This window comes from Bradyrhizobium sp. SEMIA, from assembly GCF_014844175.1.
GTDB classification, from domain to species: domain Bacteria; phylum Pseudomonadota; class Alphaproteobacteria; order Rhizobiales; family Xanthobacteraceae; genus Bradyrhizobium; species Bradyrhizobium arachidis.
This window is the reverse complement of the sequence record NZ_CP046601.1, coordinates 8,935,587-8,962,162: the sequence shown is the minus strand read 5'-3', so window position 1 is coordinate 8,962,162 and position 26,576 is coordinate 8,935,587. Positions and strand designations below refer to the sequence as shown.

The following is a 26,576-nucleotide window of genomic DNA, read 5'->3' as shown; positions in this document are numbered from 1 at the left end:
CCAAGGACTGCCTTAAGCAGGGGTCAAATCAATATCAACCGCTCATGCATTGTCTACGCTTGCAAGATCCTTGGAGCCGGGTTTTTCGTATCGTCGCGCCGAGCATAAGGTTTCCAGGCAGGAAAGCGCACCGAGTTTGCGGCTCGTGCCCTGCGGTGACGCCCGGCATCACCGTCCTCGTCGCGTCGTAATCGTTGCCGACGTGCTCTTGACCGACAAACCTTGGTGTAAGTTTATAAACCTCGGGCTAACGGTCGCATACCACGGCATAATTGAGCTACGCTGAGCTTGTGCTTCAACTGAGCTCAGATTTTCGGCGAATGTCCTTGCCGTGATCGAACCGGCGGTTGTCCTCTCTCCGCCGATGGAAGTCCGCGCGATGCGTCAGCGTCGCTCCTCCCGGACTTTCGCCCGGCCCGCTCAGCGGGGCCGGGCTTTTTTTTTATTCCCAAGGCTCCATCGATCATCGACAGCGCAAATGACCGCAACAGATCCGCTTTGTCGAGAAGAGACCCAAGCCCGGATCAATGGCCTCGCGGATCGGATGCAGCGCGCAGTTGGCGGGCGGCAGCGACCATGTTCGCTAGTGCCGGCCGCACTTCCTCCCATTTGCGCGTCTTCAGGCCGCAGTCCGGATTGATCCAGAGCTGCGAATCCTGCAGCCGGGTCCGAGCCAATACCATCAGTTCCTTCATTTCGCCCGCCTCGGGAACGCGTGGGGAGTGGATGTCGTACACGCCCGGTCCGATCTGATTTGGATATTCGTAGTCCCTGAACGCGTCGAGTAGTTCCATTTTCGAGCGCGACGTCTCGATCGAGATGACATCTGCGTCCATTGCAGCGATCGCACCGATGATGTCGTTGAACTCCGAGTAGCACATATGTGTATGAATTTGCGTTTCATCGGCGACGCCCGATGAGCAGATGCTGAAGCAATCCACGGCCCAGTCGAGATAGGCCGTCCACTCAGATCGACGCAACGGCATTCCTTCGCGCAGTGCGGCTTCGTCGATCTGGATCATTGTCGCACCAGCATTCTCGAGATCGCGGACTTCGTCTCGGATCGCGAGCGCAATCTGGCGACAGACCTCGCTTCTGGGAATATCATCGCGAACAAAGGACCAGTTCAAAATCGTCACCGGTCCGGTCAACATGGCCTTCATCGGCTTCCTCGTTAGTGATTGCGCGTAGCGCCACCAGTCCACGGTGATAGGCTTCGGCCGCACCACATCGCCAAACAGGATCGGTGGCCTGACGCAGCGCGAGCCGTACGACTGCACCCATCCGTTCCTGGTAAATGCGAAGCCGGCGAGGTGCTCGCCGAAGTACTGCACCATGTCATTGCGCTCGAACTCGCCGTGCACGAGGACGTCGAGACCGATGTCCTCCTGCCAACGTACGGCGCGCGCAGTCTCCTCCTTGAGGAACCTGTCGTATTGCTCGTCACTTATCGCGCCTCGCGCATGCGCCGCACGGGCATTCCGGACCTCTGTGGTCTGCGGAAACGATCCGATGGTCGTGGTAGGAAAAGCCGGTAGTCCGAAACGATTGCTTTGGATCTCGGCACGACGGGCAAATGGGCTCCCGCGTCGACGCATGGTCTGATCGATCGCTTTCATCCGGACAGCGACATTGGCATCACGGATTTTCGGCGAAGTCCGGCGAACAGTCGCGGCACATTCCGACTCGGCAAGAGCTGGCGCAACATTCTGGTCGCCTGCGAGTGCCCGCGCCAGGATCGCAAGCTCCCGCATCTTCTGGACCGCAAAAGCGAGCCAGCTCTTGACGTCGGAAACGAGCCCGGTTTCAAGTTCAACATCGACGGGCACATGAAGCAGCGAGCAGGATGGGGCAATCTGTACACGGTCCTTGCCGAGCTTCGCAATCGCGGGTTCGAGCCGCTGGCGCAGCGACGACAAATTCGACCGCCATACATTCCGGCCGTCGACGACACCGAGCGACATGACGAGATCACTTCGGCCGCCAGCGATGATCTGGTCCAACAACTGTGGCGCTCGAACTAGGTCGAGGTGTAGTCCGGCAACTGGCAGGCTCAACGCGGTGTTCAGATTGTTCCCGAGGTCGCCGAAATAGCTGGCAACTAAGATCTTGATGGCCGGCACCTCCTTGGCGAGCCGATCATAGGCATGTCGCAAAGACTGCCGCGTCCTCTCATCCAGATCAAGAACCAGGCAGGGCTCGTCTAACTGAACCCAATTTGCCCCACGTTTGGCCAATTCCTGCAGAACCTCGATATAGGCCGGTAACAGTTCATCCAGTAGTGAGAGTGGCTGGAACGCAGGATCGGGACTCTTGCCGAGCTTTAGGAATGTGACCGGCCCGATCAGGACAGGGCGGGTCTGAAAGCCAAGGGCCTTGGCTTCCTCATACTCCTCGATCGGCTTGCGAGAGCATAGCCTGAAAGTCTGCCCTCTGTGAAACTCGGGGACCATGTAGTGGTAGTTGGTATCGAACCACTTGGTCATCTCCTGAGCGGGTGCGCCAAATCCGCGCGGTCCGCGACCGCAACTCGCATCCTGATCGTCGCATTGTGATCCCCGGGCCATGGCGAAGTACGTCTTCAGCGAAACGGATTCGGCGTTCGAAGCGTAAATCTCTGGGATGGCGCCAACCATGACACTTGTGTCGAGCACCTGATCATACAGCGAGAAATCGTTCGATGGAATGACGGTGACGCCGATAGATTTCTGACGAGCCCAGTTTGCGGCACGCAGGCCAGCTGCGTCCTCGAGCAACTGCAGTTCGCTGCGTTTTCCCGCCCAGTAGCTTTCAAGAGCGAGTTTGAGCTCGCGCCTTGGACCGATGCGTGGCGTTCCAAGCGTGGCAACCGGAAGGGAGAGAAGAGACATAAGTTAACCCCATGTTGGGGGCAAAGGCCGTGGCGGACGCAGGCAGGGGAAGTCGCGCGGTGCGACGGCTGCTTGGCGCACCACCGGGACACCCCGCCCGTGGACGAATAATTGTCGGGGCAGGTCTCCTGGCTCGCGGGTCATCGCTTCTGTCCGGCCTTCCCGAAGCCGCGCAGGCTTCAGTGACATCGTTGGACAGCGGCTTGCCGCTCACAGTTGCGGGGGCAGCGCCGGCATTGTCACCGGCTTCCCTCTTAGCTCCGGATCAAGTGGGACCGGAGAACCTCGACGATTTGGATTATCGGCAAGACAAGTCTTCCGTCAACCTCTCAGATTATGTCGCAAGCTGGTGCTGCGGCATCCGCTACGCGAATGACCGCGCATCCTTATCGCTGAGTCGATGTAGATGCGCTCTGCAGTCAGCGATATTGTGATGACCATCGCAGCTGCCCTCTGGCCGCACGCCAGTTCGGTGGAAGGGATAAAAGCGGCTTCCGCGGTCGGGACTGCTGCCTGGAGCAGAACGCATTTGATCCGTGTCCCAGGCTTCCCAGCAGGTTTTTCGAGCGCGTCCGCCATCCAGCCGCCCTCTCGACCAGCTGGATCCGTGCTGCACAGGCCTAAGACACGTGGCAAAGTCAGCAACATACCTGACCGGCACGTTGATTTGCAGTGCCAGCCAGACTCCAAATGCTCGGCGCGAGTGCCGGATGTCGCGAAAGAAGCGCCAAACGCGCTCTGGCCTCTCGGCCGCGAGTACCCAGAGGCATGCCAGAGGACGAAAGCTGACACTCCGGTAACGATAGTGAGCCAAACAGTTCTGTGGCGGCAAACGTGCTCCCAATTCTCATCAGGAACTTGGTCGAGGCGTTCAGCTGCGCCCACCGAACATTCGGCGCGTGACGAGGGTGCATAAGCCGCGCTGAACGGAAACATCGAGACGCCCGCACGTCGGAAAGCCGACAAAGAGGGCATAGAAGCGGTGCGAATTGCCGTCTATTAACCTGGCACGAGGAATGCAAGTCTTCGGCATGCCCAGTCTCCTCCTGCTGGGCATGTCTAGCACAGCAACTTGAGGCTGTCGCCGGCAACGAAGTTAGCGGCGCGTGATAGAGCGCCTGCTCGCACGGGACACCATCGGTCCCCCGTCGCGTCGTCGCTAACTTCTTGCGCTCGCGCATAACAGGCTGAAGTTGCCCGCTCTGCAATGACGTGTGGATGAAACCAGATAGGCCAACAGTCATGAGAAAAGTGTCTGGAAGACGCGCGTTATTGTTTTGTCTCGGTCGATCCCTGATCTGTCTGGCCGGGCTGGCTGCGACTGGCGACCGTGCTCGCGCTATCGAGAGCCCCCATATCGAAAGATTCAAGTCAACGTGGCGAGCGCAAGACGGTGAGACAATAGAACAAATTATCTCCAACGTCTCGAAAGTTGCACGGTTCGTCCCTCGAATGTGGGGCGTCGCCGAACTTGACGGAAACGACTATGTTTTCGTTTCGTGGACCAGGCACGCGGATGATATATTAGACGAACAGCACGTTATCACCTGGAGGATCGCACTCGACGGCACGTTTCAACTTGCGTCGACCTATGCAAAGCCGATCGAATTGGGCTGGCACGCCCTGGCGCTCGGGTTGATCGCCAGTGAAGTCAAGGATGGCGAAAGGGACGCAAATCTTCGCTTTCTGCATGATCCGAGCAACTTCAACTTCGTGACGACCACGCAGGGCCCGCTCGGCGATCTCCTGCGGCAGGGCCGCTGCACTATCGTTGAGCCTGTTGGAGTGGACTACTTGCCGACGCAGAAGGACAAGCCGACCGAAAAAGGTGATCTGTGGCGCGTTTTGCTTTTAGTGAACTGTAATATCCCAGGGCCCCGTTTTTACACCCATAACGGGGTCATCACTTTCGAGAAGAGCGAAGGGCAAGATTGGGAGCCGCAATCCTCCTTTGCCAAGCGTATCGCGGCCTTTCCTCCTGGCTCCTGGTTCGCTCGGATGGAGCCCAAGGAACGGGAAGAGTAAGAAGGAGCGAAAGCCCTCGGTTTAATGGTCGCGCGGAGCAAGATCGCGCCGCAGCTCCTTTACCGCCGACCGCCTCAGAGTAACTGCAAGAATATCAACGCTAAAGTGTCGGTGCTTACTCCTTCGCAACCGTCGCGAGCCTTTCCCGCAGCCTTTAGCCCGTCAGGCAAAAATCGGGCAGCACGATTACTCGAGCCTTTCCGCGACAGTCGAGCTCAGAGGCGCGTACCAGTTGGCGAGATTTTGCTCCCAGCGCACCCGACGCAGTGAGAGAACACCGATCTGCGAGGGAACCAGCTCTCCATGCCACTCTTCAAGGGACCGGGCTTGGAGATGCCTCGGGCCCTGATCCGGCGTGCAGGCCGCGCATCGCGCGATTGAAGGGTGAGCATGCCGACGCCGAGCCGGCACGATCAAGTGCTGCGACAAACCCATTAAGAGGGTAATGGGGCAGTGTCGGCATACCCTCGAACATCGGCCGGTTTCCGACTGGCCCCGGCGACGAGCCCCGGAGCCGTGCGCGAGGCATCGAGGAACGACTGATTCGGCGCTAAATTTCCTCGCGCGCATTCGTCTGCGCGTCATAGATCCGGACTTGAAGCATGGGAAAACGCTTCTTTAGTTCTGCTCCGCCTGCCCTGGCGCCGTCTTTGGTTGCGAATTCAGCTCTGAGTCGACCATCCACTTCAAGTGCGTAAGAAGAGACCGGCAATTCCCGTGGAGCTGCAGCCATTTGATTCCCATTGTGTAGTGAGGTCGTTGAGAACGATTGTAGCTTGAGTCGGCTAAACCGCACCAGAGCGGCCTGCCCGAGTGCCGCGATGGGGCAGCCATGATGCGGATTGACGCCTCGTACCGAATGGCATCAGGATGGTGCTCGCGATCGTCCGAACACGCGGGCGGCATACCCCTCGTGCGGTGCGTATACGACGAAGCCACGCAGGTTGCCGTTCCACATCTTCTGGCGCAAACGCACGCCCTCGTGCCGGGCTTGCCGGGTCAATCTTCACCTGTGATCGCGGTGAAGCGCACTACGACAGAGCGGCCGCCAGTCGCGCCGCCCACGACAATCGGGTTCTTCTACGAACGGGGCGGCGGCACCACGAAGATTATGGCGCACCGCAGAGGTGCGAAAGGCCACAATGCGATTGGCATTCACGCGTGGCTCTCCAAAAGATGGCTCGCGGATTGGCGGTTTGAGCAAACGATACCGATTCATTTACGCAGCGAGCCTTGAGCTGAACTCCGCGGCGCCTTTGTCCAGATCTCAGAGGAAGCGAGACCAGATTTCTTTCGAAAATCAATCTCGTCCTGACAAGAACTTACAGCGAAATGTCATCGCCCTCGCTGAAACCGTCGGCAGCCTTCTGTCTGCCGATGCGGGTTGCCACAAGCATAGCCAGGTTGCTCCTCCCCGCCTGACTTCCACTCGACGTCAAGATTCACACGCGACTTCATCTTAAAGTGCGTGAGAAAACAGCGTTCGAGGCTTGGTTTTCTCTCGCATACCAAGTCCGCCGCCGAGCGATGGAGATCTCCTCCTCAGGTCGAGAGGGTGCAGTACCCGCCCCGTGACAAAGACCGACGAGGCTAAGGATACCGCGACACGCACACCGGAAGAAATCGCTTGAACCTCACGCAGCGTCAGGTCGTAGCTTGGAAATGAAGCCCACGCTTTCATAGATCAAGCGTCGAAAGATGCGGCCGAATAATGGACAAACATTTAAGCAGCCGAATGCGGCGGCGCCGGATCGTGCGTGAACATGAATCAAGAGCGAGAGGTTTTTGTCGGGATGAAACACCGCGTAATGATGGTCGCATTGTTCGCTATCATCACATCTCCGGTCTGCGCGGCGAAGCTCCGCGGTCCTCCGCGCATCCTCGACGGCAGTACGATCGAGATCGAGCGATCCAAGCTTCGGCTCTCAGGCATCGAAGCTCCCGAAACTGACCAGATTTGCCTCGACGCCCACGGTCGGAAATGGGCTTGCGGCCTAGCTGCTCGCGACGAGCTGATCAAGCATTCGAACGGACGAACGTGGGATTGTCATACCACAGGACGTGATGAATACGGCAGGTCACGCGGCAGTTGCTTTATAGAAGGCGAGGACGTGAACGCCTGGATGGTACGCTCTGGTTGGGCACTCTCGTCGGGGCCGTACGTCATCTATGAAGTTGTGGCGAGCAAAACCTGCGCGGGGCTGTGGTCGGGGGCGTTCATCGCCCCCTGGGACTGGCGTCGCCGCAATAAGGGGACGATCATCATCGGCGCGAGCTCGGTTCCCGTCGACGCTCAGGCGCTCCTGCTCGGATCCGCGCTGCTATCGGACCCGCCCTCCTCCGAGTGTGTGATAAAAGGCACTATGGGCCGCAATGGCGAGCGCATTTATCACCTGCCCGGGCAACTCAGTTACGAACAAATCGACATGACCAAGCCCGGTGAACGCTGGCTCTGCAGCGAAGCGGAAGCCGAAGCCACCGGGTGGCGTAAAGCCGCGCGATGAGGTGAGATGCATGAAGGCAGGCTGTTCTCTGACCTATCTGACCAAGATCGCGCCGTCGCGCCGCTCGCTGTTGCTGTTCGCTTTTTCGGCGGTTTGCCTACGGGTTGGCAACAACATTGTCGATGCAAAGGAAGCAAAAGCGCCGCCCAAGCCGAATAACCTGATCTCGCCGGAGGCTGCCCTGAAGCGGCTAATGGAAGGGAACGATCGCTATGTCCAGGGCGTATCACGACGCCACGATTTCAAGCGCGAGCGTGAGGTTTTGGTGGATGGGCAAAATCCATATGCCGCGGTTCTGAGCTGCGCCGATTCTCGCGTAGCGCCTGAACTTGTCTTCGGCAGCGGACTTGGTGATCTGTTTGTCTGCCGGCTCGCCGGTAACTTCGTCAACGATGACACGCTCGCCAGTATGGAATATGCGGTGGCCGTGCTGAACACGCCGCTGATCCTGGTACTTGGCCACGATCATTGCGGTGCGATAGACGCCACGATCAAGTCGCTCCACGACGATAAGCCGCCGCCGGGGCACATTTCATCCCTCGTTGCTGCGCTTGCGCCTGCGGTAAAAGGATCGCGCCAGCAAACCCGTGACACGTTCGCCGAAGCAACCCGACAAAATGTAATCGATAACGTCGACAAACTAAAATCGGCGGGGCCGATTCTGAACGCGGCAGTTGAGCAGAACAGACTAAAGGTCGTCGGGGGCCTGTATCGGCTCGACACCGGCAGGGTCGAGTTGCTGAACTGACGCTGGCACCCTCGGCGGCCCGCTATCGTTTGCCGCCTGTTGCAGAGCTTCCGTCGAATTCCGGTAATTCACTCCTGCATCGGCTTCACCAAATGCACCGAATACAACCGCTCCACAATTGTCACAGCTTCGGGAAGATCCTTGGTATGCGCGGCCTCGTAATTCTCCTTGCATTCTACGTGCTCATATTGGCAACGCGAGGCCAGCACCAGGAAGCACTCATACCGCGGGCGACAGGATTCATGCCCTGCACGTTAATGCGCTAGACCAACAGAGGCGGTGCAAGCGGCAGATCGCGGTGCGAGGCATGCGGGTCTGGGCTCTCGGCCTAACGGAACACGTGACAATTCCGGCAGGCTCTCACCCGAGACCCAGCAGGCAACCACTTATGGTCCTGCTATGATCACCAGGTTCAGCCAGGTCCGAAGATCAAAAAGAGCGGAATTGCGACCACGACGACTGCCCAGCCGACCGATGTAAAGAAAACTGCTATTCGCGTCGGCATCGGACAGTCTCTCCTGCAGGCGCTCATCCGAAACTCCCGGACGCCGCCGTCACGTTCGTTGAATACTGCCGTGTGATGTCCACATCCAACCAACAGCTCACCCACAGTCGCGCGCACGGTAAATTGCGCTGTTGGTAATGTCTGGAAATCAGAGCGGGCCTGAAACTCCAGCAGGCAAGCCGAGCCCGACTGGTTCGCGCTCGAGGTCCACTTCAGTCGCTCTCCTTCCGCCGTGTCCGGTTGATGACGCGTTGTGCCTGGAATCAGACACGGAGGCGCGAACATCCTCCCGGCGCGGCTGCACGAGCCAAGTGATCTCGCTCGATTCAGACACGGCCGGCAGAACATGATTGATGGCACGTCGATTGCTGGGGACATGCAAAAGAGCCGCAGGGCATCGCCGACCTCGCGGTTGCCAGGTCAGGAATTCACAACGTGGTTCGACCGGCCGGGCGCAAGTGTGACAAATCTCCGTTGGAGGACACATGGCAACACCAGCGCTGTCTTCAGCGGTCGGAGACATAATGCAGCAGAGGTGGAGCGATCTCGACGCCGCATATCAGCTGCTTTGCCGGCTCAGCCTCAACGACACCAGCGACAGCCATATCTATGTCAGTCTTGCCGGCCTTCAACACCTTTTCTTTGAGTCAATGCGTTCGGGGGGTAGTTTGGACTGGCAACCGTCAGTAATCGCATCACGGTCAATATCAACTACGACAGTTTCGACCATCCCTGCCGACTGGGTATCAATCCGACCGGCTTCGCCCTGCGCGCGCAACCAAAATCAATGAAGTGCGGCAGCGATCGGCTCAAAACACCGAGGACAGCTTTATGAACGCTCCACCAGAGACGATGACTCCAGTAACCGACGCTACGGCTGCGACGTGGGATAATCTGTCGCCGCTACTGGCTGATATCCGCGCGCGTCGAAACGAATTCGCCCGAACGCAGAAGATTCCAGACGAGATCATCGACGGCTTCAAGCGCGTTGGCGTCTATCGAGCTATGGTCGCCAAGCGATTCGGCGGCGAGGAGCGAACGCCGGCCGATTTTTGTCACCTGATCGAGCGCATTTCCGAAGCCGACGGCTCCGCCGGTTGGGTCGCCAGCTTCGGCGATGGGGCTCGCTACCTCGCTGCTCTTCCGGAGGACACGCTTCAAACGGTATACGCGAATGGGCCTGACGTGGTGTTGGCAGGCGCGCTTTTCCCACTCCAGCCCGCCAGGCGAAGCACCGACGGGTTTGTCGTGAACGGCGTGTGGCCATTCGCCAGCGGCTCACCGGGCGCGGATCTGATAGGGGTCGGCATCACTCTGGAAGACGATCCGACCGGTGGCCTTGCGCGTGTAGCCGTGATGCCGGCCGAGAAGGTGACAATCCGGCCCAATTGGGACGTCATCGGTCTGCAAGGCACCGGCAGCCACGACGTCGTTGTCAACGATGTCATTGTGCCGGAGGAATGGACCTTGATCCGCGGCGGTCCGCCGACACTCGACGCGCCGATCTATCGTTATCCGTCCGTGACTTTTGCTGCCCAGGCGCATGCGATCGTCGGCATCGGTATTGCGCGCTCCGCGCTAGACGAGGTGGTCGCGATGGCCGGAAGCCGCGCCTCAATCACGGGAGCGCCCGTGATGGCAGAGCGCGGCTATGTCCAACTGGAGATGGCCAGAGCCGAATCCATGCTGCGTTCCGCCCGTGCCTTCTTCTATGAGGCCACCGAGGAGCTGTGGAAGGAAGCGCTAGAGGATGCGGTAAACCAGAGCACCACGACCCTGATGCGACTTGCCGCCACAAATGCCGCGCGGCAAAGCGCGGAGGTCTGCAACATTGCGAGCGTTCTCGCTGGAAGCGCGTCGCTCTACACAACCAGCAATCTGGCGCGAGCGATGTGCGACAGCTTCGTGGTTGCCCAGCATGGAGCTTTAAACGAGGGAACCCTCCAGAGCGCCGGCCGACTCCTGCTCGGAAGTGCAGCACAGCCCGGATTTCCATGAAGTGGTTCATCCACCTTCCGCACCCTCCCACACCTTTACTGTGGCTCCACAATCGGCCGAATGAGCGGCGGCGCTTTCAACGATTGCGGTTGTTCCGGTTACGCAACAAGGACGTTTGAATCGCACATCACCTCACGTCGCGCGCCATCTTGCAGCGGCGAATGATCCGGCTAGCTGGCGTCGAGTCACGGCGGGGTGCAGGAGTTATGCTAGCGGCCGCAATGCGCATTCCTCTGCGCTTGTGCGATCGCACTGTCGTATTCGCGATAACAGGTGATCTGGCGAATGTCTGGTCTTTTGAGTAGGAGAGAATTCGCAGGACGAACGTCGGCGACCGGAGATCACTCGGCTGCGCCCGGCGAACGGACGACTGCCATGGCGCGCGACCTTTCAACACCGGTGATGCCAGTCGGAAGCCGACAAGCTCGAAATGATGACTTGACGATTCATGATCGCCGACGCACGCGATCTTTCGGACAAGACGAACACACGACATGCCCATATGCGGTCGCTGATCACTTGCTATCGGCGAGAGGTCAGCGGCTTGAGTTTTATGCGGGTCAGCTCAAAAGACCTTGAATCGCACGTAGCGTCACGTTGTACCATTTTGAAGTAGCTGACGGGGATGGCCGGCAAGCCGACCGGGCCGCTGTTTGCCGCCGACGTCGGTGAGACGATGATACTAGTGCGTTCGATGTGTATACGGCAGAGGGGGACTCTGGTGCGCCAATCACTGCCTGCGAATTGCTCTAACGCGCTCCGAGTGCTCACATGCGAATAACGACGTATTTCTGCCCAGACACCGGGGATGGTGGGTCGCTACGCTCTTCGGCCGGCACGTTGATGGCATACGAACAGCCGCGGATCAACTCTGTTCAGCGCACTCACTTAATCAGCATGACTTTGACGATCCTCAGGACAACGGACAATACCTCCTTCCAGCTCTGCGAGCCAGTGTTGAGCCGCATTCCGCCAATAGTCGGCGGTTTTTGAAAAAAGGAGTGAAGCCAGGTTTCTGCGACCATTGACCACTCCGTAATTAGAATTTGCGGCGAACGTTTTGCCGCAAATCATCGTCGGCAGCGCTCCCTCTGTCGACGACTAACTTCCGCCCGGCCATCGACATGCGGCCGGGCGCTTTTTTTTTGCGTCGATGAATGACCGTTTGGAGGGTTCTGGTCCGTGGTGCTTGATGATTGCGAAGGGTTTAGGGAGAGAGACACACCTAAGCGATCGATTGGGAGGATAGTTCGTCACATAATGAAATCGATTGATCCGATCCTAGCGCCCGCGTTGCTCTGGCCTCTCGCATCCATGGTCCATGGCCACGACCTCGTGGCCGTCAACGCCAACCACCCGGCCACCCGCATCGCCGCTGTGGCTCTGCACGGAGCGACTGATTTAGCTGCCGCGCATGAGTTATGGAGAGGACCGTCCGCGTCAGCTTAACGCTCCATCCGCGCGTCGATCTCGTCGATCCCTGCGCGTGATGATGGACGACACCGTCCGCCCGGACGCAGCGCGCGGTGCTGCCCGGAATCGACCGCTCGGTCGGCCGTCCCATCTGTCCCGGTAAGCTCTCGCGTGCGGATTTTTCGCGCTACGAATTCGACGTCGTGAGGTGGGTGACGGCAGGGATACGCGTGCTTTCTGATCAGGGAGGGCGTGATCAGAGAGCACTTCTCTTCGTGATCACGTGAAACTCTGCACCCAAATTTAAATGGCCTTCGCGCAACTGAGCGACTATTGTCGATCCATGTCTCGCCTTTTGTGTCTAACTGCTACTATCATCCTGCCGATGCTGCCGGTCGTCGCGAACGCTGCGCCAATTAATGAAAAGGGGCCCAAGCCGGTCTGGCAAGGCTACGGCTTCCTGCCCGGCTATCGCCAACCGCCGAGCAACAGCATTCCGCTCTACAAGCAGAAGGACTTGATACGCCGGTTCTCGCGCGCCGACCGACGCCACTGGTATATTGACCCGGTTCCTCAGTATTACGGTTGGGACGGCGAGTGGCACTATTTCGGCCAACCCGGCTTCCGCGGCGGCCGCTACAATGGAGGCAGTTTCGGACCGTGCTGGACGCGGACGCCGATCGGGCCGATCTGGAATTGTGGATGATCGCGCGCGCCGCTAGGAGAAACTTCACGCCATTGCGCCGGAATTACGTCGCGGCATTTACTGACGTCCTGCCCCGATCTTCGCCATCGCGCTGCAGCCCCAGAGGCAGAGCGTGCTCGCAGATTCGATGATCAGGTCCGCCTGCGGCAAATGAGCAGGCAAGTAATCGCGATTGCGATGACGATCCTGATCCGATCCGGCGCGAAATCGGCCGCTGTTGATCGCCGCCTTTCTGCGCTGCGGCCCAGGACCCTTTGCCGGAGACAAACGGCCGCTGCAGTGATGCTGAACTCTCGCGGCAAGTTATTCTGGAATGAACAAAATCCTTCAGCTCGCATTCCCATTGACACAACAACAGGGACGCCAGGCGCGTGCTGAAATCCGCTCAGCTCAAGGAATTATGAGAACCGATGCAATTGTTTGGCATTTGTTCGAAGCAGTGCACCAGCTCCTCGAGGACAAGGCCATGCGGCAGCCGCTCAGACCATTCAACGCTTCGAGCGCCGGTTGGCAGTGTTAGAAATTTACCACCCGCCCGAGGTTGACGTCGTGCGCCGGGCCTGTAATGGCAACCCGGAAACTGGAGTGCCCGTCCGGCCATCGATATCCGCTCAAATGATCACCCGTTGTGCGGCTTTGGGCGCCTAAGCGCGATTGTCAGGTCCTTCAGCGATGAATGAGGCGCTCCAAGAGTCGTCACTAAAAGCGCGTATTTTTGAGCAATACATCACCCTCCACCGCGCGGGGATAGTGGGACGCCACCTCGAATGATGGCAATAGGTCAAGAATAGCTTGCAGCGACAACTGCCCTTCGTAGAGCTCGCGGTCGCTATATTCCGTGTACACGAAGCGCGTGTCGCTCAAGGTCTGCATGCCGCCGGCGATAACATCGGCTTCGGCTCCCTGGACATCCATCCAGATGAAATCGATCATATTCAGCTTGGCTTCGCTGCACCAATCGTCCAGCCGCCGCGTTTCAACCGAGACAGGGCGATCGAACCGAACCCAATCATACTCAGTAAGATGATTCTTCGGGCGGCGTATTGAGCCGGAGAGGTCCCATTCCTTCGCATCACCATCTGCATTGCTTGGATGGAAGTCGATCATCCCGTTTCGATCACTGATCGCGATTTCAAGCAGCTTCACCCTATTGAGGGATGGCCCCAGCTTCTTCTTGAAGCGCGCGATCGCTCTGGGGTCCGGCTCAAAGCAGTAGAGCTGAGCTTGCGGGCAGAGGTTGAGAAACTGTTGCGTATCGGTCCCATCATTACAGCCGATATCCAGGATGACGGGATTCGGCTTCTGAAGAAGTGAAACAATGTGCTGGTGTACTTCGATAGACGACACGGGTGCTTTTTCCATTGGGCGCGGTGATCGGTTAAATTTCGTCTTTGACGCCGCAATCACACGCCAGACGCGCCGGCACAACGCATATCAATGTATATGATTCATATACCTGTCGATTCCCTTGAATTATGACAGCCATTTGGAGGCCATCAACATCAAAAGGGAATCCTGTCGAACCGGGGCCTGCAGCGACTGCCCTGCAATGCAAATTGCCCCTCTATCTCGGTAGACGAGCCAACTGCGAGCTAGATCGTCGTCTCCGGTCCGCCTTTCGGAGCGGCAGAAAGATCGGCTTCGTACTAATGAAGTCGTCGGCTATTCTCCTCAAAGCGTGCCGCCAGACTGATCTCTCGTGCGCAGGAATAGCCAATTAGCTCGCTCCCGGTTGCGACAGGCAAGCTGTGCCTAGTCGACCGACCGTTGCCATCCCAGATTCGCTGACGCAACGTGTGAACCACCCAGTGGAATCACCTGATCCCCGGAATACCGTACGAGGTCAAGGGACCGACGCATAGGTTGCTGCGCGCAAGCAAAACACTGCACGGCGGTCGTCGCGGATCTCTTCGATTTCTGGCAGGAGACCTTGCTGCGGATCTCCGGCAAATCAAAGCTGGCCGTGGCGATCCGCTATGCCGTCTCTCGGCGCGCCCTCTTCGAACGCTTCCCACCGGCGGCCGCATTGAGCTCTACTCCACCACCGTCGAACCCGCCATTAGCTCCAACAATTCGAAAAGCTTTTCGCGGGCAGCGGCGGCGGGACAAACCTTGGCAGCCATTCGCAACCTGCCGCAAACGACGTAAATGACAATGTCGATCCATTCGCGTAATTTGAGATGACGTATTGCCAACGGCTTACCTTGAAACGAAATCGAAGCGCTTATGCCATAGGACCACGCCCTCTGACGACCTCAGCTTGCCGCTGGCGTAGTTCAAATCGAGATTTCACATGCCTTATGGTTGAGTTCGCGCACGCTCTCCTGATGCTTGCCACGTCGGTCCTCAGGCGTGGATCGCTGTTGAGCTGCCGATCTCGCTGCATCACCGACCGTGGTATACAATTTCGAACGTCGATCAGCAGGGTCAGTTTAAGAGGACGAGCTCTGCATGATTCCCCTGAATTTTGCGATAGGCCATCATATGCAACTTTAGGGCTCGCCGGTTTACGTCTGCCACAAGCGCGCATAAGCGCTTTCAGCCAGCAGATCAGGATGTCTGCCCTCCGCGACGATCCGGCCCCTGTCTAAGACGACGATCTTGTCGGCACCACAGATGGTGCTGACTCGGTGAGAGATGACCACGACAGTCTTGCCGTCCCGACGCAACTTCTCAAGGAGCCGGTGCACAGTGGCTTCGGCAAGCGAGTCGAGGGAGGAGGTCGGCTCGTCCAAGATTAGGATTTCCGGATCCCGGTATAGCACTCGTGCTAACGAAAGGCGCTGCTTCTCGCCACCAGACAAGTTGGCCTACAGCATCAGTCTCGCCTCAATCGCCGGAGAAAATGCCTGTAGCGTCCTCTCAACTCTGCTCACAATCCTGCTAATGTGGTGTGGCACGACACTTGTTCTGGACCGGACCGTCACTCGAGGTGAGTTGTTGCTCTCCTGCGTATGCACTGCTCGGCTATATCAACCGACCGGTCGCCGACCTGCTCCAAACTAACAAAATTGTTCCGCAGGCCGGCCAGCGCCGTCGAAATACGCGACGCTTCGATCGGTGTAAGGGCCGTGAGAAACCCTGGGCTCAACCGGTGTTTCGGCGAAAGCAATGTCATTTCCGCAACAGCTTGTCGGCCGTGTATCTAAGCGCGTCTGCTTCCGGACAAAGACACGCGCAGGCCCGCCAACGGATCAGCGGACCTGCAGGCACGGATCGTTCAGCTCATTTTTGGCCTGACTCTTGCTGTAATTTGGTTTGTCACAATGTGACTATCACCAACTTGAGCTCAGGAGACCTGTATGAATTTTCGTCCGCTTCGCGACCGCGTCGTGGTCAAGCGCACCGACGCCGATAAGAATGCCGCTTGCGCCGTTATCATTCCCGACACAGCCAAGGAGAAGCTGCAGGCATGGGTCGTTCAGCTCATTATTGGCCTGACCCTTGCTATAATTGGACTTGTCACAATGTGACTATCTGCAACTTGTTCGAAACGCTCAGGAGTCTTGTATGAAATTCCGTCCGCTTCACGACCGCGTCGTAGTCAAGCGCATCGACGCTGATGAGAAGACCGCTGGTGGCATTATCATTCCCGACACAGCCAAGGAGAAACCCTCGCAGGGCGAAGTCATTGCAATTGGCCCGGGCGGCCGCGATGAGACCGGCAAGCTGATTCCGATCGACATCGAGGTCGGAGACCGCGTGCTGTTCGGCAAATGGTCGGGTACAGAAGTCAAGATCAACAGCGAGGAGCTATTGATCATGAAGGAGAGCGACATCATGGGCGTTCTCACAGATGTGTTTTCCAACAAGAAAGCCGCCTAACCCAGCGCTCGCACAGCTCACTCCCTGAAGAGCGCCCACTTAGGCGCGCCGAAGGGTGAGAAAATAAGAACTGAGGGAATTCTTAATGTCAGCCAAAGAAGTCAAATTCGGAGTAGACGCGCGGGACCGCATGCTGCGCGGCGTCGACATCCTCGCTAATGCCGTGCAGGTCACGCTTGGTCCGAAGGGCCGCAACGTCGTGCTCGACAAGTCGTTCGGCGCGCCTCGCATCACCAAGGACGGCGTTGCCGTCGCCAAGGACATCGAACTCGACGACAAGTTCGAGAACATGGGCGCCCAGATGGTGCGCGAGGTCGCTTCGAAAGCGGCGGATGCTGCCGGCGACGGCACCACCACTGCGACCGTCCTGGCCGCCGCGATAGTCCGCGAAGGCGCCAAGTCAGTTGCCGCCGGTATGAACCCGATGGACCTGAAACGCGGTATCGACCTCGCGGTCGAAGCCGTCGTTGCGGACCTCCAGAAGAACTCCAAGAGGGTCACGTCGAACGAGGAGATCGCCCAGGTCGGCACCATTTCGGCCAACGGCGACCAGGAGATCGGCAAGTTCCTCGCCGACGCCGTGAAGAAGGTCGGCAACGAAGGCGTGATCACGGTCGAAGAGGCCAAGTCGCTCGAGACCGAACTCGACGTCGTCGAGGGCATGCAGTTCGACCGCGGCTACATCTCGCCCTACTTCGTGACCAACGCCGACAAGATGCGCGTCGAGATGGATGACGCCTACATCCTCATCAACGAGAAGAAGCTCTCCTCGCTGAACGAACTGCTGCCGCTGCTCGAGGCCGTGGTGCAGAGTGGTAAGCCGCTGGTCATCGTCGCCGAGGACGTCGAGGGCGAAGCGCTCGCGACCCTCGTCGTGAATCGCCTGCGTGGTGGCCTGAAGGTCGCGGCCGTCAAGGCTCCGGGCTTCGGCGATCGCCGCAAGGCCATGCTGCAGGACATCGCGATCCTGACCGGCGGCCAGGCGATCTCGGTGACAGAAAGCCGTACCTGAAAGCCAACCCAACATAACAGTTGCCGGATCGGCGCGCGCCTAAGGCGCGCTTGTCCGGGACGACACTGAGTGTGACGTGAGAGCCTCGAGCCCCTCAGCTGTCCCACCCGCTCCCCTTGATCCCGGGGTTGGCATAGACGATGCCGCCATCGACCGCGATGGTCGCGCCCACCACGTAATCGCCTGCGCGCGAGGCGAGATAGATCGCGGCGCCCGCCATATCCTCGTCGGTGCCGATGCGCCCGGCAGGCACGCGGGTGGCGACCTCGTCGCCATGGTCGCGGGCGGCGCGGTTCATGTCGGACTGGAACGGGCCCGGCGCGATCGCCGTGACCACGACGTGGTCGGAGATCAGCTTCACCGCCATGCGCCGGGTCAGATGGATCAGCCCGGCCTTGCTCGCGGCGTAGGAATAGGTCTCCATCGGATTGACGAAGATGCCGTCGATCGAGGCGATGTTGATCACCTTCGCCGGCCGCTCGGCGGAAGCTGCTGCGCGCAGCGGCGCGGCGAGCGCCTTGGTCAGGAAGAACGGCGCCTTGACGTTGAGGTTCATCACCTTGTCCCAGCCGCTCTCCGGAAATTCGTCGAACTCCGCGCCCCAGGCCGCACCGGCATTGTTGACGAGGATGTCGAGCTTGGCCTCGCGCTTCTTGAATTCGCCGGCGAGCAGCTCGGCGCCGGCCAGCGTCGAGATGTCGATCGGCAGCGCGATGCATTCGCCGTCATAGCGCGCGGAGAGCTCCTTTGCGGTCTCCTCGCATGGTCCGGCCTTGCGCGCGGTGATGTAGACCTTCGCCGCGCCGGCGCTCAAGTATCCAGCCGCAATCATCTTGCCGATGCCGCGCGAGCCGCCGGTGACGAGCGCGATGCGGCCTTTGAGCGAGAACAGGTCGTTGAACATGGTTGCCTCCCTGGGGTTGGCGGCCGTTTTGGGCGGGGAGGCGAGGGGAGTCAAGGAAGGCGCCGAGTGTGGTGCCGCGGCGGCTCAACAAACTCAGTGTCGTCCCTGCGAACGCAGGGACCCATAACCCCAGAAAGTAGTTTGGCGAAGACTAGTCGTTCGGCTTTCGACCAACCCCACTCGGTGGATTCCGCGGTATGGGTCCCTGCGCCACGTGCGCAATTGCGCACTAGGCAGGGACGACAGCGGATATTGGAGCAGCTACGCCGCGGCGATCCGGCGAAAGCCGTTCCACATCGCAGTCGCAGCGCCGGAGGTCAGCACCGGCAGGATGCGCGTGTCCTGGTAATTGCCGTTAAGTGAGACGCGCGGCAGCGCGGTCATGTGGCCGGCGTTCTCGGCGAACAGCATGCCGGGCCGCGTCGTCACCGCGGTCTTGAAGCCGGCGGATGCGGCAAGGGCAAATTCGCGGTCGCCCGCGGCTTCACGATCGCCGTAGGGATAGGCGAAATGCAGCACGGGGCGCCCTAAGGCCTGCTCGATCCGTGCGCGGCTCACCGCCATCTCCTGCGCGGCGATGTCCTCGGCCTGCTTGGCGAGATTGCAATGGCTGATGGTGTGGGCGCCGATCGTAACCAGCGGATCGGCCGCAAACGCCTTCACCTCGTCCCAGGTGAGGCACAGGCTGCGGCACAGCGCTTCCATGTCGACGCCGTATGTGGTGCAGAGCGCCTCGATCTCGCGCTTGAGGTCGTGCTCGCCCGGCAGCGCGCGCAGCCAGTCGTGCAGGCGGTCGAACGCGGCCTGCTTTGCGGCCGGCGTGCTCGCATCGAGGCGCAGAGCGGAATTGCCGATCTGAACGTCGATCTGCTCGGCCTTGGCGATGACGGCCTCCAGCGCCGCCCACCACAGCCGTCCGGATCCTTCCGCGAAATCGCTGGCGACATAGACCGCCAATGGCGCGTCAAATTCCCGCAGCACCGGCAGCGCATAGTCAACATTGTCGCGATAGCCGTCGTCGAGCGTGAAGGCGGCGAAGCGGCGGTCGAACCGGCCCTGGACCAGCCGCTCGTGCAGCTCGTCCATGCTGACGATGTCGATGTCGCGCGAGCGCAGATGGCATAGCGTGGCACGCAGGAATTCGGGGGTGACTTCGAGATGCCGGTTCGGCTGGAACGCGCCCTCGCGGGCCGGACGCACGTGGTGCAGCATGAATATGGCGCCGACGCCCGACAGAAGCGGGCGCAACAGGTGGTGCGCCCCGCTGAAATAGAGTGCTCCCAGCCCGGCGCGGATGACGTTATTGCGGAGTTGTTTCATTGCAGGCTGGCCGACCCCAGGCATTCCGCCCTCAACTTAGGGTGGGACCCTTGAAGAAAAAGTTATTCCAATTGTCCAGGCAGGGCCTTCGGAAGGACGCCATTTCCGGTTTGACAGCCCGCCAAGGGTTTGTTTTGTCTCCGGTTCCAGAGTTCGGGTCGTCGAATGCAGAAGCTTTTCTTGTGGGCCAGCAAATGGTGGCCGGGGCTCATTCCCCTGGCCGTCATGTGGGGATTTGCGGCCTGGAATAATACCTTGCCGGTCGAGGCGGACCTCTCCGCCCGCAGCACGGCAGCGCTCAAGGACACCGTCCTGGACAAGACCCGGATCACGGTGGACGGCCGCGACGTCAGCCTGGCCGCGGAGGCCTTTTCCGAGGAAGGGCGCCGCGACGCCGTGATGGCGGTCGAGATGGTTCCCGGCGTGCGTCTGGTCGACGACCTCACCCGCCTTGTTCCTGAAGCAAAACCTTTCGTCTGGAATGCCGAACGCGACGTGGTGCGGGTGACGCTGTCGGGCTCCGCGCCGTTGCCCTCGATGAAGCAGCGGCTGACCGAGGCCGCCCGCAAGGAGGTCAATGGGGTCGAGGTCGCCGATCAGATGGGCCTGGCGCGCGGGGCGCCGCCGCGGTTCGAGGCAGCCGCGATGCTGCTGCTCGACCAAATCGGCAAGCTCAAGGACGGCAAGATCACGATCACTGATACCAAGGTCAACCTGTCGGGCATGGCGCGTGAGCTCGGCGGCCGCGAGGCGATCGCCGCCGCGCTCAAGAACCTGCCCGAGGGCTTCTCGGTCGCCGCCAACGACATCAAGGCGCCGCCCTACATCTTCCAGGCCTACAAGGACCCGGTCGCCGCGACCGTGACACTGACCGGCTACGTGCCCGACAACAACGTGCATGCGGCGATCGCGACCAGCGCGTCGCGCAAATTCTTCGGCGAGAAGGTCGTCGACAATCTCAAGGCCAGCATCGGCGCGCCCGGCTCGTTCAACACCGCCGTGGTCGCGGCGCTCGGCGCGCTGTCGCGGCTGTCGACCGGCACGCTCGTCGTCTCCGATCGCGAGGTGAAGCTGTCGGGCGATGCGCTCTATGAGGGCGCCGCCAACGACATCCGTGCAGGGCTCGGCAAGGACTTTCCGAAGAACTGGCAATACAAGCCCGAGATCACCGTGAAGCCTGCCGCCGGCCCGGTCGACGGCACCGTCTGCCAGCAATTGTTCACCGAGCTCCTGAACAAGGGCAAGATCCGCTTCGCGACCAAGCGCGCCGACATCGATCCGGATTCCGCCGGCATTCTCGATCACCTCATCGAGACCGCGCTACGCTGCCCCACCACAAATATCGAGGTCGCTGGCCACACCGATGCCGACGGCGAGGATTCCTTCAACCAGGCCCTCTCGGAGAAGCGCGCGCAGGCGGTGATCGACTATCTGGTCAAGGCCGGCCTGCCCGCCACCCGCTTCACCGCGGTCGGCTACGGCGCCACGCAGCCCCTTGCCGGCAACGACACCGACGACGGCAAGGCGCAGAACCGCCGCATCGAATTTCTGGTGAGGTGACGATGCCCTATCTCGTCTCATTCCACATGGGCTGGCTGATCGGTTCGCTGCTGCTCGGCTTTTGCATGGGCTGGATCTCGGTGGTCCAGCGTGGCAACGGCACTTCGAAAGTGACCGCGCGCTGGCTCGCCGTGCTCGTCGCAGGCCTCGTCGCGGTCTCGTTCGCGCATGTCGTCCCCGGCCGCTTCGGCTACTGGCTCGACCTCGGCCTGATCATGTTCGCCTGCTATCTCGTCGGCTGCACCATCGGTGCCTTGCTGCGCGACCGCGTGGTGTCGCGGAGCCAGCCTGTGGCTTGAGGCCCTGGTTCGAGTCATTTGAGTGAGGTAGCCACCGCTCTCTCGCTCCCTCCCCCCTTCGGCGGGGAGGGATCGGGAGAGTCCCCTCTCCCTACCTCCCACAAGGGGGGAGGGAACGTACCTTCATCGGGCGACAGACGAGGGCTAATTCCCAGATCCAACAATAACGGTCAGATCGGGATGTGAAGTTACGATGCGCTTAGAGCACGCTTGACATCAATACGTACGTACGTATTATTCAACTTATGCCAAAACCCTCGCTCAAAGACGCCATCCTCGATGCCGGCCTGAAGGTCATGTTCCGGACCGGCTATCATGGCACCAGCGTGCGCGACGTCACCGCTGCGGCGGGCGCGCCGCAGGGGTCGTTCACCAACCATTTCCGCTCCAAGGAGGCGTTCGCCTCCGAGGTGCTCGACCGCTATTTCGGCGTCACCAGGGGATTGGTCGCCGAGGCGCTCGAGGACACCTCGCTGACGCCGCGGGCGCGGCTGAAGCGCTATCTCGACATCATCAGCGGCCGGCTCGAGGCCGACGGCTACGGCCGCGGCTGCCTGATCGGCGACCTCAGCCTGGAGGCCACCGGCAGCAGCGAGCTGCTGCGCGCGCGCCTTGCCGAGATTTTTGCCGAATGGCGCGTGCCGTTCGCCGCCTGCATCCGGGATGCCCAGACCAGCGGTGAGATCGCCTCCGATTTCGCGCCCGAGGAGCTCGCCGATTTCCTGCTCGCATCCTGGCAGGGCGCCATCCTGCGCATGAAGGTCGACCGCAATCCCAAAGCGCTCGAGCGATTCAAGACCATCGCATTCCAAACCGTGTTCAAGGAGCTGACATGACCAAGCAGATCGAGATCCGCACAGCGTCCGTCCTGGGAAGCAACGTGGCCTATCGCGAGGCGGGCGCGGAAGGCGCGCCGGTCGCGCTGTTCCTGCACGGCAATCCGACCTCGTCGCACATCTGGCGCAACATTTTGCCGCTGGTGTCGCCGGTCGCGCATTGCATCGCGCCAGACCTCATCGGCTTCGGCCAGTCCGGCAAGCCCGACATCGCCTACCGCTTCTTCGATCACGTCCGCTATCTCGACGCGTTGATCGACGAACTCGGCATCTCCTCGGCCTATCTCGTCGCGCAGGACTGGGGCACCGCGCTCGCGTTCCATCTCGCCGCGCGCAGGCCTGAGCTCGTGCGCGGACTTGCCTTCATGGAGTTCATCCGGCCGATGCCGACCTGGCAGGATTTCCACCACACCGATGTCCCGGAGGAGCAGGATCACGCCGAGGCGGCGCGGGCCGTGTTTCGCAAGTTCAGGACGCCGGGCGAGGGCGAGGCCATGATCCTCGAGGCGAACGCCTTCGTCGAGCGCGTGCTGCCCGGCGGCATCGTCCGCAAGCTGGGCGAGGACGAAATGGCGCCCTATCGCGCGCCGTTCCCGACGCCGGAAAGCCGCCGGCCCGTTCTCGCCTTCCCGCGCGAGCTGCCGATCGCAGGCGAGCCTGCCGATGTCTACGCGACGCTGCAATCCGCGCATGCGGCGCTGGCCGCATCATCCTATCCAAAGTTGCTGTTTTCGGGCACTCCCGGCGCGCTGGTTGCGCCGGAATTCGCCGAGCGGTTCGCGGCCTCGCTGAAGCACTGCGCGCTGGTCCGGCTGGGCGCGGGATTGCACTTTCTCCAGGAAGATCACCCCGAGGCGATCGGTCGCTCCGTCGCCGGCTGGATCGCCGGCATCGAGGCGATGCGTCCGCAGCTCGCGGCTTGAGAGGCGCAGGCCGCCTTTGGTGGCCGCTCCAAGAGGCCCCAAGGCAATGCCTTGGCGTGGCGAAGCGTCAGGTGAGGGTTTTCTCCTCTGGGGGCCCTCGATTACGGAGATACCCTCTCCCCAACCCTCCCCCGCAAGCGGGGGAGGGAGCATACCTCCGTCGTGGCGTGCCTGGGATCAGAGTGTTGCGCTGCGGTGCACGCCCGCAATCTCCGCAGCCTGTCGCGCGCCGGAAAATCTGTGTACGCCTTTCGCCCTCTTTCAACCGGCAGGCGCGCCCCATAGATTGATTTCGGCTTAAGGCGTGACGGAACATTGTGCGGCCGAAATCATCAAAACTTCATGGCGCTTGCGCAGGATTGCTATGGAGATTCGCCTCGAGCCTTGCCGCCGAAAGCGCCAAACCGTGCATCCGGAGTCCGCAACGTGCCTAAAACATTGAAGGCACGAGTTTTTGTTCGAATTGCTGAATTCCACTCGGCCCCAAAACGCGCTAGTGGAGGGGCGGGGGGCATGCGCGATGCCGGAGCCGGCGGCGAGGGTTCGTTGAGTGCCAGTGCGTCGTCCGCCTGTTCGCCGGCCACCCCGGCCGTTGAAGCGTTGTTCGAGGTCTAGATGCTGGAAGCCATACGCAGGGCGATGTCGTTTCTGCGCCAGAAGCAAATCCTGCACAAACTTGGAGTTGTGATCAGCGTCGCGGTCATCGGCATCGCTTGCTATGTGCTCTACCACATGCTGCGCGGCATCGACTTCAACGAAGTCCTCGAGGCGATCAAGAGCACCGAGCCGCGCCAGATCGCGATGGCGGCGCTGTTCGTCGCCGCCGGCTATTTCACCCTGACCTTCTACGACCTGTTCGCCGTGCGCGCGATCGGTCATTCCCACGTGCCCTATCGCGTCAACGCGCTGGCCGCCTTCACCAGCTATTCGATCGGGCACAATGTCGGCGCCAGCGTCTTCACGGGCGGCGCGGTGCGCTATCGCATCTATTCGGCCTATGGCCTGAACGCGATCGACGTCGCAAAAATCTGCTTCCTCGCCGGCCTGACCTTCTGGCTCGGTAATGCCGCCGTGCTCGGCCTCGGCATCTCCTATCATCCGGAGGCCGCCGCTTCGATCGACCAGCTTCCGGCCTGGCTGAACCGCACGCTGGCGATGATGATCATCGTGGCCCTCGTCGCCTATGTGGTCTGGGTCTGGACCCAGCCGCGCGTGGTCGGCCGCGGACCCTGGACCGTGGTGCTGCCGGGCGGCCCGCTGACGCTGCTCCAGATCGCGATCGGCATCGTCGATCTCGGCTTCTGTGCGCTCGCGATGTACGTGCTGGTCCCGGACGAGCCCAATCTCGGCTTCGTCGTGGTCGCGGTGATCTTCGTCTCGGCGACCCTGCTCGGCTTTGCCAGCCACTCGCCCGGCGGCCTCGGCGTGTTCGACGCCGCCATGCTGGTCGGCCTCTGGCAGATGGACCGCGAGGAACTCCTCGGCGGCATGCTCCTGTTCCGCGTCCTCTATTATCTGTCCCCCTTCGTCATATCTGTAATCTTGCTGACGTTTCGCGAAGTTATAATCGGCGCACGATCGAAGCGTTTGCAGCAGGCGGCGCTCAAGCTCGACCCCGGCCCGGCGCGTGAAGCCGCCTATGTGAGAGAGCGCAGCGACAGCGGCGCCTGACCTGCGCCGAGCCCCTAGGAGAAGCCCGCACCGATGGCGATCGACGCCCCATCGTCTCCCTCCGCGCAGCCCTGGTCCGACCGGCTGCGCCATTCCACCGTCATCCTGATCGCCGCAGCGCTGACGCTGTCGGTGGTAGTCTCGCTCGGCGAATTGTCGGTGATGCGCGCTGCGACCGTATTCCTCTGCATCGCCGCCGCGGCGCTGATCCCCTGGCGGTTGCACGACAATGCCGCCTCGCGCGACGACACCCGCCGCGTCAACCCGGTCGAAAGCGCGGCGGTCGCCGCAGTGGTCGCCGGCATGCCCGATCCGGCGGTGCTGCTCGACCGCGCCGGCCGCGTCATCCATCTCAATGCCGCAGCCGCCCAGCTCGCGCCGGCGCTGCGCAAGAACGAGCTCGCCCAGTTCGCGCTGCGCTCGCCGGAGATCATCACAGCGCTACGCGAGTCGATCGCGACCACCGAGCCGCGGCGCGCGACCTATCTCGACCACGTCCCGGTCGACCGCTGGATGGAGCTGATCATCACCCCGGTGCCGGTTCCAACCAGCTTCGGCGGCGCCGACAAATGCATGCTGATGACTTTCCACGACCAGACGCCGCTGCGCCGGGTCGAGGAGATGCGCGCCGACTTCGTCGCCAATGCCAGCCACGAGCTGCGCACGCCGCTGGCCGCGCTGTCCGGCTTCATCGATACGCTCCAGGGCCAGGCCAAGGACGATCCCAAGGCGCGCGAGCGTTTCCTCGGGATCATGCACAACCAGGCCACCCGCATGGCGCGCCTGATCGACGACCTGCTGTCGCTGTCGCGGGTCGAATTGTCGGCCCATGTGCGGCCCGACACCCTGGTCGACCTGCTGCCGATCATCTTCCAGGTCGCCGACGGGCTGGAACCGCTGGCGCGGGAGCGCCAGGTCGAGGTCGAGACCCATCTGCCGGAGACCCCGGTGATGATCGCCGGCGACCGGGAGGAGCTGCTGCGCCTGTTCGAGAACTTGATCGAGAACGCGCTCAAATACGGCGCCTCGGGCGGACGTGTCATCGTGTCGCTGACGGTTCCGGCAGCCACTGATGGAACTCAGGAAATCCGGGTCCTGGTACGCGATTTCGGCCCTGGCATCGCGCCCGAGCACCTGCCGCGCCTGACCGAGCGGTTCTACCGGGTCGATGTCGGCGACAGCCGCTCGCAGGGCGGGACCGGGCTCGGATTATCGCTGGTGAAACATATTCTTAACCGTCACCGCGGCCGGCTTTTGATCGAAAGCGTGCCCCGGCAGGGCGCCACCTTCACCGCCTGTTTTCCCCAGGTGAAGACCCTGACACAGAGCTGAAAGCCAAACGATTTCAATCGTTTGACTGTGTCATCCGACTGTCACGAAACCTTCGTAAAAGCACAGCCGACTGCTCCTAAAGGGGCGGCGCGGGGAGCGCGATCGGGCGCGGATGGCGCTTCGCT

At 60.9% G+C, this 26,576-nt stretch carries 16 protein-coding genes, 3 pseudogenes and 1 riboswitch; of the genes and pseudogenes, 14 read left to right on the top strand and 5 right to left on the bottom strand.

From position 1 onward, the window contains the following. Positions 1-524: 524 nt before the first annotated feature. On the bottom strand, positions 525-2,870 hold the full coding sequence (gene metE / locus FOM02_RS42860; protein ID WP_265441069.1) for a 5-methyltetrahydropteroyltriglutamate--homocysteine S-methyltransferase: 2,346 nt from the start codon (positions 2,868-2,870) through the stop codon (positions 525-527). 100 nt (positions 2,871-2,970) lie between these two features. After that, a riboswitch (cobalamin riboswitch) is annotated at positions 2,971-3,173 on the bottom strand. Positions 3,174-4,112: 939 nt separating this feature from the next. Here metE and FOM02_RS42855 point away from each other — a divergent pair. The 5 genes from FOM02_RS42855 to FOM02_RS42835 all read left to right on the top strand — a co-directional run bounded on the left by FOM02_RS42855 (position 4,113) and on the right by FOM02_RS42835 (position 12,769). Continuing rightward, positions 4,113-4,895 carry a nodulate formation efficiency C protein gene (locus tag FOM02_RS42855; protein ID WP_265441068.1) on the top strand — a complete coding sequence of 261 codons (783 nt, stop codon included), beginning with the start codon at positions 4,113-4,115 and terminating at the stop codon, positions 4,893-4,895. Between the two features lie 1,763 nt (positions 4,896-6,658). Further along, positions 6,659-7,399 (top strand): thermonuclease family protein, encoded by a 741-nt coding sequence (locus FOM02_RS42850; RefSeq protein WP_265442267.1) that lies wholly within the window; start codon positions 6,659-6,661, stop codon positions 7,397-7,399. Positions 7,400-7,409: 10 nt separating this feature from the next. Next, complete coding sequence (locus tag FOM02_RS42845; RefSeq protein ID WP_265441067.1) at positions 7,410-8,147, top strand: carbonic anhydrase; 738 nt, start codon at positions 7,410-7,412, stop codon at positions 8,145-8,147. 1,336 nt (positions 8,148-9,483) lie between these two features. Continuing rightward, positions 9,484-10,650 carry an acyl-CoA dehydrogenase family protein gene (locus tag FOM02_RS42840; RefSeq protein ID WP_265441066.1) on the top strand — a complete coding sequence of 389 codons (1,167 nt, stop codon included), beginning with the start codon at positions 9,484-9,486 and terminating at the stop codon, positions 10,648-10,650. Between the two features lie 1,720 nt (positions 10,651-12,370). Continuing rightward, entirely contained in the window at positions 12,371-12,769 is a 399-nt protein-coding gene (locus tag FOM02_RS42835) for a hypothetical protein (protein WP_265441065.1), read from the top strand. A 699-nt stretch (positions 12,770-13,468) separates the two neighbouring features. Here FOM02_RS42835 and FOM02_RS42830 read toward each other — a convergent pair. Further along, positions 13,469-14,116 (bottom strand): FkbM family methyltransferase, encoded by a 648-nt coding sequence (locus FOM02_RS42830; protein ID WP_027562728.1) that lies wholly within the window; start codon positions 14,114-14,116, stop codon positions 13,469-13,471. 1,160 nt (positions 14,117-15,276) lie between these two features. Beyond that, positions 15,277-15,573, bottom strand: a pseudogene (locus tag FOM02_RS42825) (ATP-binding cassette domain-containing protein); the annotation flags it as partial. 498 nt (positions 15,574-16,071) lie between these two features. Here FOM02_RS42825 and FOM02_RS42820 point away from each other — a divergent pair. The 3 genes and pseudogenes from FOM02_RS42820 to groEL form a co-directional block, all read left to right on the top strand. Continuing rightward, positions 16,072-16,179 (top strand): annotated as a pseudogene (locus tag FOM02_RS42820) (co-chaperone GroES); the annotation flags it as partial. Between the two features lie 100 nt (positions 16,180-16,279). Next, the gene (locus FOM02_RS42815) at positions 16,280-16,594 is read left to right on the top strand and encodes a co-chaperone GroES (protein WP_027562730.1); all 315 of its coding nucleotides are present in this window, start codon (positions 16,280-16,282) and stop codon (positions 16,592-16,594) included. 85 nt (positions 16,595-16,679) lie between these two features. Beyond that, positions 16,680-17,585: pseudogene (groEL, locus tag FOM02_RS42810) on the top strand (chaperonin GroEL); the annotation flags it as partial. 115 nt (positions 17,586-17,700) lie between these two features. On the opposite strand, the gene FOM02_RS42805 reads toward groEL, so the two are convergent. Together FOM02_RS42805 and FOM02_RS42800 are read right to left on the bottom strand one after the other, a co-directional pair. Beyond that, positions 17,701-18,510: an SDR family NAD(P)-dependent oxidoreductase gene (locus FOM02_RS42805; protein WP_027564832.1), complete on the bottom strand. Its 810-nt coding sequence runs from the start codon at positions 18,508-18,510 to the stop codon at positions 17,701-17,703. Between the two features lie 261 nt (positions 18,511-18,771). Then, positions 18,772-19,830 carry a polysaccharide deacetylase family protein gene (locus FOM02_RS42800; protein WP_027564831.1) on the bottom strand — a complete coding sequence of 353 codons (1,059 nt, stop codon included), beginning with the start codon at positions 19,828-19,830 and terminating at the stop codon, positions 18,772-18,774. Positions 19,831-19,995: 165 nt separating this feature from the next. On the opposite strand from FOM02_RS42800, the gene FOM02_RS42795 reads away from it, so the two are divergent. The 6 genes from FOM02_RS42795 to FOM02_RS42770 all read left to right on the top strand — a co-directional run bounded on the left by FOM02_RS42795 (position 19,996) and on the right by FOM02_RS42770 (position 26,451). Next, a complete protein-coding gene (locus FOM02_RS42795) occupies positions 19,996-21,390 on the top strand; it encodes an OmpA family protein (RefSeq protein WP_027564830.1) in 1,395 nt (464 codons plus the stop codon). A 2-nt stretch (positions 21,391-21,392) separates the two neighbouring features. Continuing rightward, positions 21,393-21,689, top strand: a complete 297-nt coding sequence (locus FOM02_RS42790) for a hypothetical protein (protein ID WP_027564829.1) — start codon at positions 21,393-21,395, stop codon at positions 21,687-21,689. A gap of 245 nt (positions 21,690-21,934) precedes the next feature. Further along, positions 21,935-22,525, top strand: coding sequence for a TetR/AcrR family transcriptional regulator (locus FOM02_RS42785; protein WP_027564828.1), 591 nt, complete (start codon positions 21,935-21,937; stop codon positions 22,523-22,525). Next, entirely contained in the window at positions 22,522-23,448 is a 927-nt protein-coding gene (locus FOM02_RS42780; RefSeq protein ID WP_027564827.1) for a haloalkane dehalogenase, read from the top strand. The genes FOM02_RS42785 and FOM02_RS42780 overlap by 4 nt, the downstream gene beginning before the upstream one ends. A gap of 615 nt (positions 23,449-24,063) precedes the next feature. Further along, entirely contained in the window at positions 24,064-25,119 is a 1,056-nt protein-coding gene (locus FOM02_RS42775; protein ID WP_027564826.1) for a lysylphosphatidylglycerol synthase domain-containing protein, read from the top strand. Positions 25,120-25,152: 33 nt separating this feature from the next. After that, positions 25,153-26,451: an ATP-binding protein gene (locus FOM02_RS42770; RefSeq protein WP_027564825.1), complete on the top strand. Its 1,299-nt coding sequence runs from the start codon at positions 25,153-25,155 to the stop codon at positions 26,449-26,451. Positions 26,452-26,576 lie beyond the last annotated feature (125 nt).